We start from the raw sequence: 17,899 nt of genomic DNA on the forward strand, positions 1-17,899 counted from the left end.
AGCCCGGCACGAGGCGCCCGCGCAGGGCGCCGCCGCCCCGAGAGGCCCCTCATCCCGCAAGACTTCTCCACCCCCGCCGTGGCTGCGGGCGCGTTGGCCTGCGCCCTCGCTGTAAAAATGCGAACGATTCTTAGTCGCACTCCTATTGACTCTCATTCGCAATAATGTCAGAAGTGCGCCGCAACCCTCTTTCCGCAAAAGGATCGCCGCGTGTCTCGCATCACCCAATTTGCCCTTTGTGCCGCCCCACTTGCCCTTATCGCCGCCGCGCCGGCTGTTGCCGCGCCGGGTGAGGCGGGCGGCGAGGCTGCGCTCGAGGCCGAGGCCGAAGGCCAGCTCCACAGCGGGCGCATCACCGTCACCGCCACCCGCACCCCGGTGCTTCAGGAGGAGGCCCCGGCCACGGTCACGGTGATCACCAGCGAGGAGATCGCCGACCAGCTTGCCACCGACATCAAGGACGTGCTGCGCTTTGAACCCGGGGTTTCGGTGCGGCGCGCCCCGGCGCGCTTCGGCGCCGCGCTCGGCACCACCGGGCGGGCGCGCAACGAGGACATCACCATCCGCGGGATCGGCGGCAACCGGGTGCTGATCCAGGTCGATGGCATCCGCGCGCCGCAGGGCTTCAGCTTCGGCGCGCAAGAGGTCGGGCGCGGCGGCTTTGCCGATGTCAGCCTGGTCAAGCAGGTCGAGCTGCTGCGCGGCCCGGCCTCGGCGCTCTATGGCTCGGATGGGCTTGCCGGCGCACTCAGCGTCACCACCGCCGACCCGGGCGATCTTCTTGGCAGCGCTAGCCTTGGCGGCTTTGTATCGAGCCAATATGCAAGCGCCGACGAGGAATTCGCCCAGCTTGCCACGCTCGCCGGCCAGAGCGGCGAGGTCTCGGGCTATGTCGCCTATTCGCGGCGCGACTTTGCCGAGCTTGACAACCGCGGCCGCACCGGCGGCACCGGCCCGGCGCGCACCCGCCCCAATCCGCAGGACGGCAGCAGCGATGCGCTGCTCGCCAAGCTGGTGTGGAACCGGGGCGCGCACCGCCTGCGGCTGACCGGGGAGCTGTTTGAAACCACGGTCCGCTCGAACATCCTCTCAGGCCTTGGCCCGGCGTTCCTGTTCGGCCCGGCGCCGGTGTGGACGGTCGATGCGCTCACTGCCCGCGATACTACCAGGCGCCAGCGCGTCTCGCTCGACTGGACCTACGAGGGCGGGGCCGGGGAGGTGATCGAGCGGGCCTTTCTTGCCGCCTACTGGCAGGACGCGAGGGACCGGCAGTTCACGCTCGAGGAGCGCACCGCGCTTGGCGCCACACCCGCGCCCGACCGCGAACGGCGCAACAGCTTCGACAACCGGGTCTATGGGCTTTCGGGCGAGCTTGGCAGCAGCTTCGCGCTCGGGCCCATGCGCCACCGCCTCGCGCTTGGCGGCGATATCAGCTGGACCCGGCAGCAGGGCCTGCGCGATGGCACCGTGCCGCCGCGCGGCGAGACCTTCCCGGCGCGCGCCTTCCCGGTCACCGATTTCACCCTGGGCGGCCTCTTCCTTGCCGACGAGATCGCGCTGGGCGAGGGCGCGCTGACGCTGTTTCCGGCGCTGCGCTTCGACTTCTATGATCTCAATCCCAAGGCCGATCCGCTGCTGCCCGGCTTTGCCGCGGCGGGGCAGAGCGGCAGCCGGCTTTCGCCAAAGCTTGGCCTGACGCTCAAGGCCGGGGGCGGGCTGGTGCTGTTCGGCCACTATGCCCAGGGCTTCCTTGCGCCCACCCCAAGCCAGGTGAACAATTTCTTCGAGAACCTCGCGAGCGGCTATACCTCGATCCCCAATCCCGATTTGAGGCCCGAGACCAGCGAGAGCTGGGAAGCCGGGGCGCGCTATCTGACCGGGGGCCTCTCACTCCAGCTTGCCGCCTTCCGCGGCGATTATGACAATTTCATCAGCCAGCAGGTGGTGGGCGGCAGCTTCACCCCGCAGGATCCGGCGGTGTTCCAGTTCGTCAACTTCGATCGGGTGCGGATCGACGGGCTCGAAGCGCGCGCCGAGCTGCGCCTGGCCGAGGGCTGGAGCTCGCGGCTGGCCCTTGCCCATGCCGATGGCACGGTGATCGGTCCGGATGGCAGCCGCACCCCGCTCGACACCATCGATCCCTTCACCCTGGTGGCCGCGGCGGGCTATCGCGATCCCGGCGGGCGCTTCGGTGGTGAGCTGATCCTCACCCACAATGCCCGCAAGCGCGCCGACGAGGTCGAACGCGCCGCCGATGGCAGCGCGCTGTTCTTCCGCCCCGCGGCCTCGACCATCCTCGATCTCACCGCCTTTGTGGCGCTTACCGAGCGGCTCAAGCTGCGCGCCGGGATCTTCAACCTCACCAACGCGCGCTACGCCCTGTGGTCCGATGTCCGCGGGCTGCGCCTTGCCGATGCCGCGATCGCCGAGGCCTTCACCCGGCCCGGGCGCAATCTCAGCCTCGCGGCGAGCTACCGCTTCTGATCCATGCCAAGGAGGAAAACCACCATGCCCAGATTGCGCCATTGCCTTGCCGCGGGATTTGCCGCGCTCACCCTGCCGCTTGCCGCGCTTCCCGCCCCGGCTCTTGCCGACGGGCCGATCGTCCAATCCCCCGAGGCGGCGCGGGCCGCCTTCGAACAGGATCGCCAGGCGATCCTTGCCATGGCGGGAGATTTCAAGGTCACCTTCGACATGCAGGAATCCACCCCCTGGATGGCCGGCTACCAGCCGCTCGAGCGCAAGATTTCGGGCGGGTATGAGAGCGTGCGGGTGATCGAGGACAGCGGCACGCGCATCGTGCTCCAGCACCTGCTCGTCGTGGGCGATGAAGCCAATCCCCATGTCGTCAAGCACTGGCGGCAGGATTGGCAATACGAGCCCGCGCGCATCCTCGTTTACAAGGGCGCCGATCGCTGGGAATGGGAAGACGTGCCCGAGAAGATGCGCGCCGGGCGCTGGTCGCAGACCGTCTGGCAGGTGGATGACAGCCCGCGCTATGCCGGCTGGGGCCAGTGGGAAACGGTGCAGGGCATCCGCCGCTGGCGCTCCAACTGGACGATGCGCCCGCTCGCCCGGCGCGATGCGATCCGCAATCCCGTCTATGATCACTATGTCGGGATCAACCGCCACCAGATCACCCCGGATGGCTGGATCCACTGGCAGGACAACACCAAGATGATCAGCGCCAGGGATGGCGGCGAGGCGCAGCCGGTGGTGCAGGAATATGTGCTCAACACCTACACGCGCTTCAACGGCTACAATGTCGCTGCGGCCGATGCCTATTGGGAGAAGACCCGCAGTTTCTGGGACGCGGTGCGGCGCAAGTGGGACGAGGTGGCCGAGAGCGAGGACGGCATCCGCATCGCCCAGGAGCCGGGCGCCGGCACCACCATTGCCGATGACCTTTTGCGCCTTGCCGATGCGATCAAGGACGGCAAGACCTCGAGCAATGCGGCCAGCGCCGAGGCCCTCGCGCTGATCGCGGCGGCGACCACGGGCAAGGGCGGCTGATCGCGCCCCGTGGCCGCCCGGCGCCGGGCGCGCTTTCCTCCGCGCGTGCCCGGCGCTAAGCCCATTGCGCCATGATCCTTGTTATCGACGCCCTCGCCGATCGTGCACACCTTGCCGCGCTTGCCGAGCGCATCGCGCTCCTCGAATGGCGCGATGGGCGCGAGAGCGCGGGCAAGGTGGCCGCAGCGGTCAAGCGCAATCTTCAGGCGGCGATGGCCAGCCCGGCCGGGCGGCGGCTGCAGGATGAATTGCTGCGGCTGATTGCCGATCACCCGGTGGTGCAGGCCGCCGCCCAGCCGCGGCGCTTCTCCCCGCTCCTCATCAGCCGCACCGAGGCAGGTGGGGGCTACGGCGCGCATATCGACAATCCGCTGATGGGCAAGGGCGATGGGCGGCTGCGCAGCGATGTCTCCTTCACCCTGTTTCTCACCCTGCCTGAGGACTATGACGGCGGCGAGCTGGTGATCCACGCCGCCGGGATGACCCAGGAAGTCAAGGGCGAGGCCGGGCAGCTGGTGCTCTATCCTGCGACCAGCATCCACGAGGTGCGCCCCGTTACCCGCGGCGCGCGGATCGTGTGCGTGGGCTGGATCGAGAGCCTGGTGCCCGATCCGGCGCAGCGCGAGCTGCTGTTTGATCTGGAGAACCTGCGCGCCGCGCTGCGCCAGCGCCTGCCGCTGCAATCGGCCGAGCTGCTGACCCTCGACAAGAGCCTTGCCAACCTATTGCGGATGTGGGCGCGCCCCTGAGCGGGCCTCAGGGCCCAAGCGCCGGTGCTGCTGGCGCGAGAAATGGATGATGAGGCCGACCCCGATCACGCTCGGCCCGGCCCAGATCGCCGGGTTGAAGACATGTTCGGGCACCAGCCGGATCAGCCCCACCGAAAGAAAGGCGGTATAGGCCGAAATCCCCATGCCGATGAGCGCGCGGAAATGTTCGGCCACATAGGTGCCGGGGGGGAAGGCGGCGCGGCGCCAGATGTAGCGCTGCTCGATCGCCATGGCGATGAGGCCGATCAGCGCCACCAGCACCATCAGCGGATGGCCGACCTGCCAGCCATAGATGCCGCACCAGGCGCCCGAGAGCGCCACCGCGGCGATCAGCGCCTGATGGCGCGGCGCACGCAGCGCGGCGCGGGCGCGGGCGTGGCGCACCACCGCAAGGCCATAATCGACAAAGCCGATGGTGAGCAGCCCGAGATAGAGCATCATCCAGCCGAACAGTCCATCGAACAGCGCCCGGTCGTTCACCTCGGGGTGGCGGTGTTCCGGCCCGTAGAGCGAGAGCAGCGCCATCGCGATCGCCAGCGTGCCCGCGCCCACAAAGCCATAGCAGGCCGCGCGGCCCCAGCGGCGGTGGCGGGCGGAGCCCTTTCTGGTGAGGATCGGCCCCCAGAAGGCGGTCAGCCCTACCGCGCCGGTGGCGACATGGGCAATGACAAGGGCCTCGAACAGCGCCATGGCGCAAAGCATGGCACAATCCCCGCGCGCTTCCTAGAGCGGGCGCCGCCGCCGGCCTAGCTCGCGATCGCAGCGATGCGCGCGCGCGCAAGCCGGTGGGCGGCGGACTTGGCGAGCTTTACCAGCGGCCTTTCGACATAGAGATAAAAGCCCACGCCCACCGCCAGCGCCAGCAGCGCTGCTGAAAGCAGCAGCAGCACGTCGCTTTGCTGCACCATGGCGGGCATCATCGGCCAGACCTTGCGCACCGCTCCCAGCGCAAAGAGGTGCGTGAGGTAGATCGCGTAGGACGCGTTGCCGAGCAGCAGTAGGGTGCGGTTGAGCGGCACCGTGCTGCGCAGATCGAGTGCGGCGATAGAGGCCACCACCAGCGCCGCGGGCAGGCCCCAGATCAGGAACCGCGTCTGGCTCAGCCGGCCGACATCGAAGGACAGCGAATAGAGCCAGATCGCCAGCGCCACCGGCAGGGCCGCGGCCACCAGCCGGGGGCTGACCGGATAGCGCTGGAGGACGAGCGCGATTGCCATGCCGAACACGAACTCGATCATGATCGTCGAGGAATAGAACTGGAAGAAATCGTTGCTGTCATTGGGGATGAACAGCTGCATCGAGACCAGGGCAAGGATCGCGCCGGCTGCGATCACGATCCGGTGTTCGCGCGCAATCAGCATCGCCAGCGCGAAGATCGCATAGAACAGCATCTCGTAATTGAGCGTCCAGCCGATCTGCAGCAGCGGCGCCGTGCCGGGCACCGCCGTGCTGGGCCAGGGAATGAACAGCAGCGAGGTGATGAGCGTGGCGATGTCGAACGAGGCCGAGCGGAACACGCCGGGTGCAACCATCAGCACCGCCGCCATCAGCAGCGTGATCAACCAATAGGGCGGTGCGATCCGCGCGGCGCGATCCAGCATGAACTGCCCCGGGCCAACCGGGCGCTGGCTGGTGATATAGACCATGATGAAGCCGCTGATGACGAAGAACAGGTCCACGCCCGCCGCGCCGCCGGGGAAGCTGGGGCCGACGAGGCTACCCCCCTCCCCCACGATCGGCACCATCTGCCAGGCATGGGCCAGCACCACCATCAGCGCGGCCACGAAGCGCAGATACTGGATGCCCCGCAACAACCCGTCCTGCGCTTGCTGGTTCAAGGTCCGCCCCCCGTGATCGCCTGGTGCCCGGCGCGCCGCTGTCGCATGAGGTATAGAAGGATGAAGGCACGGCGCAAGGCCAGGCGCGCGTCATGGCGGGCGGCGCTGCGCCCCCGCGGCGGTCTCAGCGCACCCGCGCCGGGGCCACCAGCAACGCATTGGCAAGCAGCAGGTCGAGCCCTTCGAGATAGGCGCGGGTGGAAGGATCATGGGCAAAGCCGATCACCAGCCCGCGGCCCTGCGGCTGGGCCATGAGATAGGGCTTGAATGCGAGCTGGCGCTGGTTTTCCTGCCACACATAGCCGCTGGCGATCAGGCTGTCGGCCGCGGCAAAGCGCAGCACATTGGTGCCATCGCCGCGCCCGAGCGGGGTGTAGATGCGCGTGCCGGTGGCGAGCACCACCGCGCCCTCGTCATAACCCGCAGAAAGGAAATGATCGCGCTCGGCCACCACCTTGAGCAGCGCGCCGGGCAATTCGTCGGGCGGGGCCGCCTGGTCCTTGATCGCCTCGCGATATTCGGCCTCGCTCGCGATCGCGCGGCCCTCGGCCAGCGCGCCCTTGTCTTTCTTCTCGGCCTCGTCGGGCTTGCGCCCCAGCGCCGCCTCGCGCCGCACCGCCAGCAGGGGATTGTCGCCTTCGCTGAAGGCATCGAGGCTCTCGCCGATCGCCACCAGCACCCCGCCGCGGCGCACGAAATCGCGGATGGTGCGCTGCCCGGCTTCGCCCAGTACGCCTGCGGGCGCGCCCTCGGGCACCAGCAGCACGTCATACTCCGCAAGGTCGGCCCGGGCGAGGCGGCGGGTGCGGATCGGCGTGATCGGCAGGCCGAGCCGCTGCTCGAGCACATAGCGCAGCGCCCCGGCGCTGAGCTGCGAGATCCCCTCGTCCCAGGCCACGGCCACCCGCGGCAGGGTGAGGCGGACAAAGCTCTCGCTGCCGAAATTGGGGCCATCCTCGACCCAGCCGCTCGCGAGCGCGACGGTGTGGGCGCCGACCTCGCGGGCGAGCGCGGCCAGCCGGGCCATCTTTTCGGCACTGTTGGCCCCGGCGAGGAACACCACCGTGCCGCGCGGGAAGCGGCGCCCTTCGGCGGTGAAGGCCTTGTCGGTGACGCGCGCCTCGATCCCCTCGCGCAGCGCCAGGGTGACAAGCCGGGCCTGGCCGCTGTCGCTCCACGGCACGGCGATGGCAAAGCTGCCTTGGCCTTCGGCGCGCGGCGCGATCGGGGCCTCGGCGCTCACCGGGGCGCCGCTGGCCGCGGCATTGCATAGCGCCACCTCCACCCCCGCCATCGGTCCGAGCGACCAGGCGGTCACGTCGTAAAGCTCGTGCGGCAGGTCCTCGGCGCGGCGGCGCTCCTGTTCGGTGATGAAGGCGCGCGGCAGCGGCGTGTCGCGCGCGAGCAGGCTGGCGACCAGCCGCGCGGCGGGCTGGGCCTGCGGCACCGCCAGATATCCCGCCGGATAGCTGCGCCCGCACAGGCTTGCCGGCCCGTCGCGGCGCAGCACGGTGATGCCCTGTTCGGCCAGGCGCCGCCCGAGCCGCTCGGCATTCCAGCGGCGCCTGGCAAGGTCGATCACATAGGCGCCGCGCCCGGCTGCCCCGGATGCATTGGCGGCGCGATAGGCGGCAAAATCGGCAAGGAAGCGCCGGGCGTTCGCGGCCACGGCGGCGGCGGTGGCGAGGCTGGCGGTGAAGTGGTTCCTCACCCCGTCGGCATAGGTGAGCGTGGTGCCGTCGCGCCGGGCGAAGACGAGCCCGCGCGCCGAGCCTTGCTCATAGGTGCTGCCGATCGCGCCGTGATGCGCGTTCCAGGTGTCGCCATAGCCGGGATAGAACAGGTCATAGACCTCGCGGGTGAAATAGGGCTCGCCCATGGCATCGAAGGCGGCGGCATTGGCGCGCCCGATCAGCTCATAGGCGCGCAGCTGCGCGGGCGAGAGGTTGGGGTTGAGCGGGTCGGCGGCAGGGCTGAAGAAATAGGTCTGATCGCCCCCCATCTCGTGCAGATCGACCACCACGACCGGGTTCCACTGGCGGATCGCGGCCACCTTGCCGCGGGTCTCGGGCTGGGAGAGCGTGAACCAGTCGCGGTTGAGATCGAACATGTAGTGGTTGACCCGCCCGCTCGGCCAGGGCTCATCGTGCTCGGCGGCCTGGCGGTCGGCAGCAGGCACGATCCCGCTCGCGCCAAGGAAGCTGGCGAGAAAGCGCGCGCGCCCATCGGGGTTCTGCATCGGATCGATCACCACGATGGTCTCGCGCAGGATCGCCTCGACCTCGCCATCGCCCGTGGCGGCGAGCAGGTGATAGGCTGTCATCAGCGCGGCATCGGTGGAAGAAATCTCGTTGCCGTGGACGCCATAGGCAAGCCAGGTCACCGGCAGGGCGCTGCCATTGCCCGGGCGCCCGGCGGCGATGGTGGCAAGATCGGCGCGGATCGCCTCGAGCCGGGCGATGTTCTGTGGCGCGGAGATCACGAGGTAATAAAGCGGGCGGTCCTCCCAGCTCGTCGCATAGCGCACCAGCCGCACCCGATCGGGCGCGGCCTTGGCCAGCGCCTCGAGATAGGCATAGGTCTGATCGGGCGAGGTGATGCGGGTGCCCGGGGCATGGCCCGCGATTGCGGTGAGCGTGGGGATCGCCGGATCGAACTGCCCCTCGCGGAAGGATTGCGCCGCCCCCGGCGCCGCTGCGCCCAGGGCCAGCACCAGCCACGCCAACGCTCCCGCCGAAGCCTTCTTCACCATGCCTGTCCCTTGTGATGCGCCGCCACTTGCCGCGCGTGAGGGGCGAGCCTTGCCGCGCCGGTGCGGCCAAGGTCAAGCCGGATGGGGCAAATGACGAAGGCTATGGTGAGCAGAGGCGCACCACCAACTGCCCGCCGCAGCGCGGGGGCCGGGCCATTTCCGTGAAGCAAGAAGGCAAGGAAATGGTGGGCGCGACAGGGATTGAACCTGTGACCCCACCCGTGTGAAGGGTGTGCTCTACCGCTGAGCTACGCGCCCGCCGTGGGGCCATCGGCCCCGGACAGGGGCGCGCCTTTAATGCGGCCTTGCGCGCTTGGCAAGCGCTGGCGCGATGCGTGGGGCGATTCCCTGGCGTTCAGCGCCCAGCAAGCGCCGCGAGCAGTGCGAGGAGGCCGGCCGGCTCGTCCTGCTTGCGCTGCCGGGCGGCGGGAAGCGCCGGGCATTCGAGGCACAGCGCCTGCGCCCCGCGGGTGCCCGTCAGCCGTTCCAGATCATCGACCAGCCGGGCGCCTAGCGCCGCGTTGCGCGCCGCAACCAGGGCGAAGATATCGCCGCCCGCGCCCGCCTGCGCCGCCGGGGTGCCGGTGCCGCGGCGGGTGAGGAGCTTGCGGATCAGCGAATCATAGCCCTCGTTCGCCGCGCCAAGGAACACCGGGTGCCATTCGCCCTCCTTGAGCCCGGCCTTGGCCGCGGCCCAGGCGAGCGCATCGTCAAGCCCGCCGAAGGCATCGACCAGCCCGATCTGGCGCGCCGCGCCGCCATCCCACACCCGCCCTTCGGCAATCGCCTCGACCTTTTCGGGCGCGAGCTTGCGCCCTTGCGCGACCAGCGTGATGAAATCGCGGTAGCTTGCGCTGATCGAGCCTTGCAGCACCGCGTCCATCTCGGGCGAAAAGCCACCGATGATGTCCGGCTGGCCCGAAAGCGGGGTGGTGCGATAGCCATCGGCCCTGATGCCGAGGCGCGCCGCGCTGCCCTCGAAGGTGGGCACCACCGCGAAGACCCCGATCGAGCCGGTGATGGTGGCGGGCTGGGCAAAGATCCGGTCGCTCGCCATCGCCACCCAATAGCCCCCGCTGGCGGCGAGATTGGCAAAGGAGACCGCAACCGGGATCTTGCGCTGACGGTGGCGGTCGATGGCGCGGCGGATCTCCTCGGCCGCGGTGGCCGAGCCGCCGGGCGAATCGACCCGCACCACCAGCGCGGCGAGGTCTTGCGCGAGCGCGGCATCGAGGAGATCGGCGATGCGCTTGCCCCCGGCGATCCCCGGTCCGGCCTCGCCATCGACGATCTCGCCGGCGATGGTGACAACGCCAATCGCCTTGCCGCCGCGCGGCGGGCCGAGATCGGCAAGGTAGGAATCAAGTTCGCTCGCGGCAAAGGCGCCCGGCGTTTCGTCACCAGGGGGCTTGCCGGCGATTTCGGCCACCCGCTCGCCAAACTGGATGCGATCGCCCAGCTTGTCGACCAGCCCGGCGGCAAGCGCGGCATCGGCCAGATCGCCCCCCGCCGCGCCGATCCAGCCGATCACATCGCCGGTGACCTTGCCCAGCGCAAGACGCGGGCGGGCCTTGGCGAGATTGGCCTGGTATTCCTCCCACAGCGCGCCGAGCACGCCGCCGATATTGGCGCGCGCCTCCTCCGACATGCCATTGCGCGACCACGGCTCCACCGCCGACTTGAAGGTGCCGACCCGATAGACGTGGGCCTTGACGCTGAGCTTGTCGAGCAGTTCGGCATAATAGAGGTTGGTGCCGCCCGGCCCGGCGATGATCGCCAGGCCCTGGGGATCGAGCCAGACCTCGCTGGCATGGGCGGCCAGCAGCATGTGATCATCGGCATAGCCGCGAGCAAAGGCGAGCACCGGCTTCTTCGCCTTGCGCACCCGGTCCATCGCCTCGCCGATTTCGGTAAGGTGCACCTGCCCGCCGCCAAGAAAGGTGCTGAGATCAAGCACCACCACCTTGATCCGCGAGTCGGTGGCAGCCGCATCGAGCGCGCGGATGATGTCGCGGGCGCGGTATTCGCTCACCGGCGCGGTGCCCGAAAGCAGGGTCTCGAGCGGATCGAGCAGCGACTTTTCCTCCACCACCACGCCCTCGAGCGCGAGCAGCAGCGCCCCTTCGCGCACCGTGCCGGGGTGGGGCCGAGCCGAAAGCAGGGCGAACAGGCCGATGAAGAACAGCAGCATGAACAAGAGGACGAGGCCGTCCTTGATCCCGACCAGGATTTTCCAGACCTTGTCGACGAAATTCATGCAGAAGCTTCCTTGTGCAGCGCCTGCCCATCTAGGGGCATTGGCGGGCAAGTTCCATGGCAAAGCCTACGCTGCGGCTTGAGCGGCGGATGCGGCTCGACTAAGGGCTGGGCGCTGATGGGCACCACCGCTTCTTCCGCCCCCGCGGGCCGCTTTCCTCCCGGTCGGCTGGCTTTTCCCCACCGTGATCTGACCGGCATCGCCCAGCTTCAACGCCACGAGATCCTCTATCTGCTGGGCGAGGCCGAGCAATGGGTGGCGCTCAACCGCCAGCCGAGCAAGCATTGCGGCCTGCTTTCCGGCCTCACGATCATCAACGCCTTCTTTGAAAACTCGACCCGCACGCTCCTGTCCTTCGAGATCGCCGGCAAGCGGCTCGGGGCCGATGTGGTCAACATGCAGGCGGCGACCTCGAGCCTCAAGAAGGGCGAGACGCTGATCGACACCGCGATCACCCTGAACGCCATGCGCGCCGATGCGATCGTGATCCGCCATGGTTCGTCCGGCGCCACGCGGCTGATTGCCGACAAGGTCGATTGCCCGGTGCTCAACGCCGGGGATGGCAGCCACGAACATCCCACCCAGGCCCTGCTCGATGCGCTCACGCTGCGCCATGCCCTGGCCGCGCGGGGCGAGGCGGCGGAGGATTTCACCGGCCTTACCGTCACCATCTGCGGCGATATCCTCCACAGCCGGGTGGCGCGGTCGAACATCCTGTGCCTCACCGCGCTCGGCGCCACAGTGCGCCTGTGCGCGCCCCCGGCACTGATGCCCCGGGGGATCGAGGCGATGGGGGTGGAGGTGTTCCACCATTTCGATGCCGCGCTCGCAGGGGCCGAGGTGGTGATGATGCTGCGCCTGCAATCCGAGCGGATGAGCGGCCAGTTCGTGCCGAGCGCGCGCGAATACCGCCACCTTTATGGGCTTACCACCAGGCGCCTGGCGCTCGCCCGCCCCGGGGCGCTGGTGATGCATCCCGGGCCGATGAACCGCGGGGTCGAGATCGACAGCGAGGTCGCTGACCTTGCCGGCCGCTCGCTCATCACCCGCCAGGTGGAGATGGGGGTGGCGATCCGCATGGCCTGTCTCGACATCCTCACCCGCGCGGCGCGCGGGGTGGAGGGCTGGGCATGAGGCAGGCCCGCGCGCTCACCATCACCGGCGCCCGGATCGTCACCCCCACCGGCGTGATCACCGGCGCGCTGCGCGCCGAGAATGGCGTGATCACCGCGCTGGGAAGCGATGTTGCCGCGCAAGAGGGCGATGAGGTGACCGATGCGAGGGGCCAGCTCGTCGCCCCGGGCCTCATCGATTTCGGGGTCTTTGCGGTGGACAAGCCCGCCTTTCATTTCGGCGGGATCACCCGGGCGGCGCTGATGCCCGATCAGGCCCCGCCGCTCGATCTGCCGAGCCGGGTGGGGTTCATCGCCAAGAGCGGCAAGCCAGACCTGTGGGTGCACCCGCTTGCCGCTGCCACGCGCGAGCTAGCCGGTCGGGAATTGGCCGAACTGGCATTGATGCAGGAGGCCGGGGCGCGCGGGGTCGCCACCGGGCGCGGCTGGATCGCCGATTCGGGGGTGATGCTGCGGTTGCTGGAATATGCCGCGATGCTGGACATGGTGGTCGTCACCCATGCCGAGGATGGCGGCCTTGTCGGCGCGGCGGTGGCAACCGCAGGCGAGATCGCCACCCGGCTCGGGCTGCCGGCCGCCCCGGCCGAGGCCGAGGCGCTGGCGATCATGCGCGATCTGGCGCTGGCCGAATTGGCCGGCGCGCGGCTCCATATCCGCCAGGTGACCACCGCGCGCGGGTTTGATCTGGTGCGCGCCGCCAAGGCCAGGGGGCTGCCGGTGACCTGCGGGATCACGCCTGCCCATTTCCTCCTTTCCGATCTTGCCACCGCCGATTTCCGCACCTTCACCCGGCTCTCGCCCCCCTTGCGCAGCGAGGCCGACCGCAAGGCCGCGCTGGCCGCGATCGCCGATGGCACGGTGGACGTGATCGCCAGCGGCCACGATCCGCGCGGGCCCGAGGACAAGCGCCTACCCTTCGCCGATGCCGCACCGGGCATGGCCGGGGCCGAAACCCTGCTCGCCCTGACCCTGGGGCTGGTGCGCGATGGCCTCATCGATCTGTCGCGCGCCTTCGATCTGCTCGCGCGCAACCCGGCGCGGCTGATGGGCGTGCCGGCGGGCGAAATGGCGGTGGGGCGGGAGGCCGATCTTGCCCTGATCGACGCTGAAGCCCCGTGGATCATCGACCGGCGCAAGATGGAAGCCAGCGCCGACAACACGCCCTTCGATCGGCTGGGCACGCAGGGGCGCGTGCGGGCGTTGTGGAAGGGCGGGGTGCGGCTCGGCCTGCCGGGCTGAGCGCGGCGCCGCCGCCCGCGCCGCTCGCACACCTCCCTCGCGCAAAGGAACCCCCGCAGGCGCCTGGGCGCTGCGGGGGCACAGGGTCTTGCTCAAGAGGAAAGGAAAAGGGGCCTACTTCATCCGCGCGGCCATGCGCACGTCGCGGGTCACCGCGCCGGCGGGCGGGTTGGTGGCGGCATAGGCAAAGCAGCCGCGCCCGGCTGATTTCACCGTGCTGCACATCGCCCGCGCGCTCATCGGGCCAAAGCCCTCGGCCGCAACGCGCCAGAAGGTGCGCCCGCCGACCACCGCCTCGGTGATCACCGGCTTGTGCGCCTTGAGCTGCGGGAACTTGGCCTGGAGGAGGTTCCAGCCGCGCTCGGCCTCGATCCGGCTGTCATAGGCGCCAAGCTGGACGAGGTGGGTGGCCGCGGCCTTGTCGCTGTCGCTGGCAGCAGCGCCGGCGGCGCGCGGCGCGCGGCTGGCCGGCGCGGCGGCAAGGCGCGGCGCCGCCTGGGCGCGCGGGGCAGCGCGCGCGGGCAGCGGCTGCACCACCGGGTTGGAAACGAAGCGCAGGCCCGATCCCGCCTCGCCTGCCCGAGCCGGAGCCGGGGCCGGCGCGGGGGCGGGCAGCGGCTCGGCAAAGGCTTCGGCAAAGCGCGGGGTGGCAGGCGCAGCCGGCGCCGGGACAGGTTCAGGCTCAACGCCCGCCGCCTCGGCCAGCGTCGCCGCGGGCGCCTGGGCCGCGGCCTCGGCAACCAAGGTCTCGGCGGCCGGGAAATTGGCAAGCGCAAGGCGCTGCGGCTGGCCGCTGTCGGGCCGCGGGGTGACCTTGAGCAGGCTCGCAACGCGCTGCTGGAACTGTTCGGGCGCGGCGCTTGCCGCCCATTGGGCAAGACGCGCGTCGAGCTGGTCGGCGGGCACGTCCTCGGCCGCCATCACCCGTGCCGCGCGCCAATTGCCCGCCAGCGCATAGGCATAGGCAAGGTTCTGGCGCAGCTTGGGGGTGGCCTGCTCGCTGCTGCGCACCGCGTTCACCAGCACGTGCACCCCGCGTTCCGGCTGGCCAGCGAGCGCCAGCGCGAGGCCGAGATCGGCCGGGTCGATCGCCGCGGCATAATCATCGAGCACGGCGAGCGCCGCGCGCTTCTCGCCCAGCGCGATCTTGGCAAGGGCAAAGCTCAGCACCGTGCGCGGGCTTTGGTCACCAAGGTCGAGCGCATCGCCAAAGCTGGTCGCCGCCGCCTGGAAGCGCCCGGCCTCGAGATAGGCCGCCCCGAGGAGCGCGCGGAAGCCCGGATTGCGCGGCTCTGCCAGCACCGCCGCTTCGGCGTGGGCGATAGCGGCCTCGATCTTGCCCTTGCTCAGCGCGCTCTGGGCCTGAGCAAAGGACAGATCGGCGCGCGGTGCAGCCGCGGCGGTCATGCAGCCGCCCAGCGCCAGCGCGGCCAGCGCGCCCGAAAGCGCCAGCGCACGGCGCGCGGCGGGGTGGCGGCCTTTCGTCGTGATGCTGCTCTCCATGGTCATATCCCCCGTGTGATCCTTGCTGGTGGGCGGTGGTGCGGCGTGGTTGGTCAGTTGCGCTTCAATTGGCTGGCGATGGCATCGAGCGCGCCATATTCGGCGAGCAGGCGATCGAGCGCCTCGGTCACCAGCGCCTGGGCGCTCACGCCCTGGACGGTGGCGGCAAGGCGCAGCTTGAGATGGCGCTCGGCATCGAGCCGCAGGGTGAAGGCTGCCCGGCGCCCGGCTGCGAGCGCCGCGCCGCGCGGCCGGCGCGGGGCCGGCGCCACCGGCGGGGCGGGTCGGTGGGGCGCGGCCTCGGCGGCGAAGGGCCCATCGCCCTCATCGCCTTCGAAGCCTTCGCTGCCTTCCTCCTCGTCCCATTCCTCGGCGTCGGGATCGCGGTCTTCAGGCCCGGTCATCACCGCATCGGCAAGCACGCGCTGCTCGAGCCGGCGCTGCTGGCGCACCACGATCGGGCTGGGGCTGGCGGCCAGCTGCTCGGGCGTGAGCGTGCCGCTGAGCGGCACCACCGCGCCGCTTTCGGCCCCGGCCCCCTCGTGGCCGCCATCATGGCCCATATCGTTCCAGCCGAGATCCTCGAGCTTGTCCTCGGGGATCGCGGCGGGGCTTGCGGGGCTTTCGACCAGCGGGGCAAGCTGCGGTCGCATCGCGGGCCTGGCGCCGCCCTTGCGCGCCAGCAGGGACGGGCCGAGCGAGGCAAACCCGGATTCGGACATCGCCCTTGCCCTCCTTGCCAATTACTGCTGCGCCACCCGGCGCCCGAATCCGCCTGCCGGGCGCGGCACGCCGCCAAGCGGCTGTCCCACGCCATTGGGCGCGGCGGCAAAGACGGTGCGGCGGAAGTTCTTCTCGAGCCGGTCGGCGACATAGCGCCACAAGGCGGCGATCTCGGCAGCCGAGCGGCTTTCGGGATCGACCTCCATCACCGTGCGCCCGTCGATCATCGCCGCGGCGTAATCGGTGCGGTGGTGCAGGGTGATCGGCGCCACGGTGCCGTGCTGTGACAGCGCAACCGCGGCTTCCGAGGTGATCTTGGCCTTGGGGGTGGCGGCGTTGACGACGAACACCAGCGGCTTGCCCGCGCGCTCGCACAGATCGACCGTGGCGCCCACGGCGCGCAGATCGTGGGGCGAGGGGCGGGTCGGCACTACGATCAGTTCGGCCACCGAGATCACCGACTGGATCGCCATGGTGATCGCCGGCGGGGTATCGATCACCGCCAGCTTGAAGCCCTGCTGGCGCAGCACCTGCAGGTCATTGGCCAGCCGCGCCACGGTGGTCTGGGCGAAGGCGGGAAACTCGGCCTCGCGCTCGTTCCACCAGTCGGCAAGCGAGCCTTGCGGGTCGATGTCGATGAGCACGACCGGCCCGGCGCCCGTGCGCTGGGCCTGGACGGCGAGATGACCGGACAGGGTGGTCTTGCCCGATCCACCTTTCTGCGATGCCAAAGCAAGTACACGCAACGCCAGGGTCCCCCATGGATAGCTTGGCTGCAGCGCCGCCCGATTGCGGCCGCCGCCAGCGACTGGATGGCCATCGGGATCGCAGGATACCCCTAATTTAGAGTTAACGACGGGCCGTGCGCGTGCATTTCCCGGATGTTGCCTTGCCTTGCCCGCCTGCGCGCCGCCATCGCGGCGATCCGCGCCACTCCCGCGGGGGGGCAGGGCAACCATTTGCTAACCCTGTTCGGCTAACAGGGAGGCGCTAATCACGCGCCCCGGGGCGCAAGCGAGGCTGTCCATGGCACACAGCAGGACGATCATGCTCAGGTCACTTACCATCCTCTCGCTCGCAGGGGCGGGGCTGCTGCTCGTCAGCCCGCCGGCGCGCGCCGATGTCAAGGCCGGGGTCGATGCCTGGAGCGCCGGGGACTATGCCCGCGCGGTGGTGGAATGGCAGGGCCCGGCGGCCAAGGGCGATCCCGACGCGCTGTTCAACCTCGCCCAGGCCTATCGCCTTGGCCGCGGGGTGGAACGTGACAATGCCCGCGCACGCAAGCTCTACGAGGAGGCCGCGCGCCAGGGCCATGTCAAGGCGGCCGACAATCTCGGGCTGATGCTGTTCCAGGAAGGCGAGCAGGAGCGCGCCATGCCCCTCATCCGCGCCGCTGCCGAGCGCGGCGATCCGCGCGCGCAATATGTGCTGGGCCTGTCGCACTTCAACGCCGATTATGCCCCGCGCGACTGGGTGCGCGCCTATGCGCTGTTGACGCTGGCAAGCGGGGCGGGCCTGCCGCAGGCGCGCGATGCGCTGGCGCAGATGGACAAGTTCGTGCCCCAGGCGCAGCGCGCGCAGGCGCAGGTGCTGGCGCGCGAGCTCGAGGCCGGGGCCAAGGCGCAGCGTTCGGCCGAGCTGGCCGCCGCCGAACTGGCGACCCTCCCGGCAGCCCCCCAGCAGGCCAGCGCCGTGGCGAGCCCGCCTGCCACCGCGATGGCGGCCGCACCCGCACCGGCGCCGCGGCCCGTGCCGGCCCCAGCGGCGCAAGCCCGGCCCCCCGTGATCACCCCTGCCGCCGCGGCGGCGCAGCAGGGTGCCGCGGCCCGGCCCCTGCCTGTCCCCGCCGCCGCGACGCTTGCCAGCGCCGCGCCGCGTGGGGGCAATTGGCGGGTGCAGCTTGGCGCCTTCGGCATCGCCGCCAATGCCGACAAGCTGTGGCGCCAGATTTCCGGCCACGTCGCGCTTGCGGGCACGCGCAAGGTGCTCGTTCCCAGCGGCAATCTCACCCGTCTTGTCGCCAGCGGCTTTGCCAGCGAGGCCGAGGCCGCGCGCGCCTGCGCGGCGCTCAAGCGCGACGGCCAGGCCTGCGTGGTGGCCGGCCAGGGCTAAGGCGTCGGCCGCGCCGCCGGCGGGTCTTTCCCAAGCCAGCGCGCCTGCTATGCTGCCCC

General features: G+C 70.2%; 13 protein-coding genes and 1 tRNA gene. 6 read left to right on the top strand and 8 right to left on the bottom strand.

The genetic code is table 11. The annotated features are described in order from the left end of the window. Window positions 1–210: 210 nt before the first annotated feature. The 3 genes from G524_RS0112600 (at window position 211) to G524_RS0112610 (ending at window position 4,262) form a co-directional block, all read left to right on the top strand. A complete protein-coding gene (locus G524_RS0112600) occupies window positions 211–2,484 on the top strand; it encodes a TonB-dependent hemoglobin/transferrin/lactoferrin family receptor (protein WP_051221231.1) in 2,274 nt (757 codons plus the stop codon). A 24-nt stretch (window positions 2,485–2,508) separates the two neighbouring features. Continuing rightward, entirely contained in the window at window positions 2,509–3,513 is a 1,005-nt protein-coding gene (locus G524_RS0112605; protein WP_027444002.1) for a DUF6607 family protein, read from the top strand. A gap of 71 nt (window positions 3,514–3,584) precedes the next feature. Continuing rightward, complete coding sequence (locus G524_RS0112610; protein WP_027444003.1) at window positions 3,585–4,262, top strand: Fe2+-dependent dioxygenase; 678 nt, start codon at window positions 3,585–3,587, stop codon at window positions 4,260–4,262. On the opposite strand, the gene G524_RS0112615 is transcribed toward G524_RS0112610, so the two are convergent. From G524_RS0112615 to sppA, 5 genes are all read right to left on the bottom strand, one after another. Then, window positions 4,236–4,985 carry a hypothetical protein gene (locus G524_RS0112615; protein WP_027444004.1) on the bottom strand — a complete coding sequence of 250 codons (750 nt, stop codon included), beginning with the start codon at window positions 4,983–4,985 and terminating at the stop codon, window positions 4,236–4,238. The two genes, G524_RS0112610 and G524_RS0112615, sit on opposite strands and share 27 nt — an antisense overlap. A gap of 44 nt (window positions 4,986–5,029) precedes the next feature. Further along, complete coding sequence (locus G524_RS0112620) at window positions 5,030–6,121, bottom strand: acyltransferase family protein (RefSeq protein ID WP_156894095.1); 1,092 nt, start codon at window positions 6,119–6,121, stop codon at window positions 5,030–5,032. A gap of 124 nt (window positions 6,122–6,245) precedes the next feature. Next, window positions 6,246–8,873, bottom strand: coding sequence for a M14 metallopeptidase family protein (locus G524_RS0112625; protein ID WP_027444006.1), 2,628 nt, complete (start codon window positions 8,871–8,873; stop codon window positions 6,246–6,248). A gap of 183 nt (window positions 8,874–9,056) precedes the next feature. Next, a tRNA-Val gene (locus G524_RS0112630) sits at window positions 9,057–9,131 on the bottom strand. Between the two features lie 97 nt (window positions 9,132–9,228). Then, on the bottom strand, window positions 9,229–11,130 hold the full coding sequence (gene sppA, locus G524_RS0112635) for a signal peptide peptidase SppA (RefSeq protein ID WP_027444007.1): 1,902 nt from the start codon (window positions 11,128–11,130) through the stop codon (window positions 9,229–9,231). Window positions 11,131–11,247: 117 nt separating this feature from the next. Between sppA and G524_RS0112640 the strand changes: the two genes are divergently transcribed. Continuing rightward, window positions 11,248–12,264, top strand: coding sequence for an aspartate carbamoyltransferase catalytic subunit (locus G524_RS0112640; RefSeq protein WP_027444008.1), 1,017 nt, complete (start codon window positions 11,248–11,250; stop codon window positions 12,262–12,264). Beyond that, on the top strand, window positions 12,261–13,502 hold the full coding sequence (locus tag G524_RS0112645) for a dihydroorotase (RefSeq protein WP_027444009.1): 1,242 nt from the start codon (window positions 12,261–12,263) through the stop codon (window positions 13,500–13,502). The genes G524_RS0112640 and G524_RS0112645 overlap by 4 nt, the downstream gene beginning before the upstream one ends. Before the next feature lie 114 nt (window positions 13,503–13,616). Here the strand turns inward: G524_RS0112645 and G524_RS0112650 are convergent, their stop codons facing one another. Genes G524_RS0112650 through G524_RS0112660 form a run of 3 tightly spaced genes read right to left on the bottom strand, consistent with a single transcriptional unit; the run spans window position 13,617 to window position 16,474 of the window. Then, window positions 13,617–15,011 (bottom strand): tetratricopeptide repeat protein, encoded by a 1,395-nt coding sequence (locus tag G524_RS0112650; RefSeq protein WP_051221233.1) that lies wholly within the window; start codon window positions 15,009–15,011, stop codon window positions 13,617–13,619. 47 nt (window positions 15,012–15,058) lie between these two features. Further along, window positions 15,059–15,727 carry a type II toxin-antitoxin system HicB family antitoxin gene (locus G524_RS0112655; protein ID WP_027444011.1) on the bottom strand — a complete coding sequence of 223 codons (669 nt, stop codon included), beginning with the start codon at window positions 15,725–15,727 and terminating at the stop codon, window positions 15,059–15,061. A 21-nt stretch (window positions 15,728–15,748) separates the two neighbouring features. After that, window positions 15,749–16,474: a ParA family protein gene (locus G524_RS0112660; RefSeq protein WP_027444012.1), complete on the bottom strand. Its 726-nt coding sequence runs from the start codon at window positions 16,472–16,474 to the stop codon at window positions 15,749–15,751. Window positions 16,475–16,754: 280 nt separating this feature from the next. On the opposite strand from G524_RS0112660, the gene G524_RS0112670 reads away from it, so the two are divergent. After that, the gene (locus G524_RS0112670) at window positions 16,755–17,840 is read left to right on the top strand and encodes an SPOR domain-containing protein (protein ID WP_245561370.1); all 1,086 of its coding nucleotides are present in this window, start codon (window positions 16,755–16,757) and stop codon (window positions 17,838–17,840) included. Window positions 17,841–17,899: the final 59 nt, after the last annotated feature.

The sequence above is a fragment of the Erythrobacter cryptus DSM 12079 genome, assembly GCF_000422985.1.
Classification (GTDB): Bacteria; Pseudomonadota; Alphaproteobacteria; order Sphingomonadales; family Sphingomonadaceae; genus Erythrobacter; species Erythrobacter cryptus.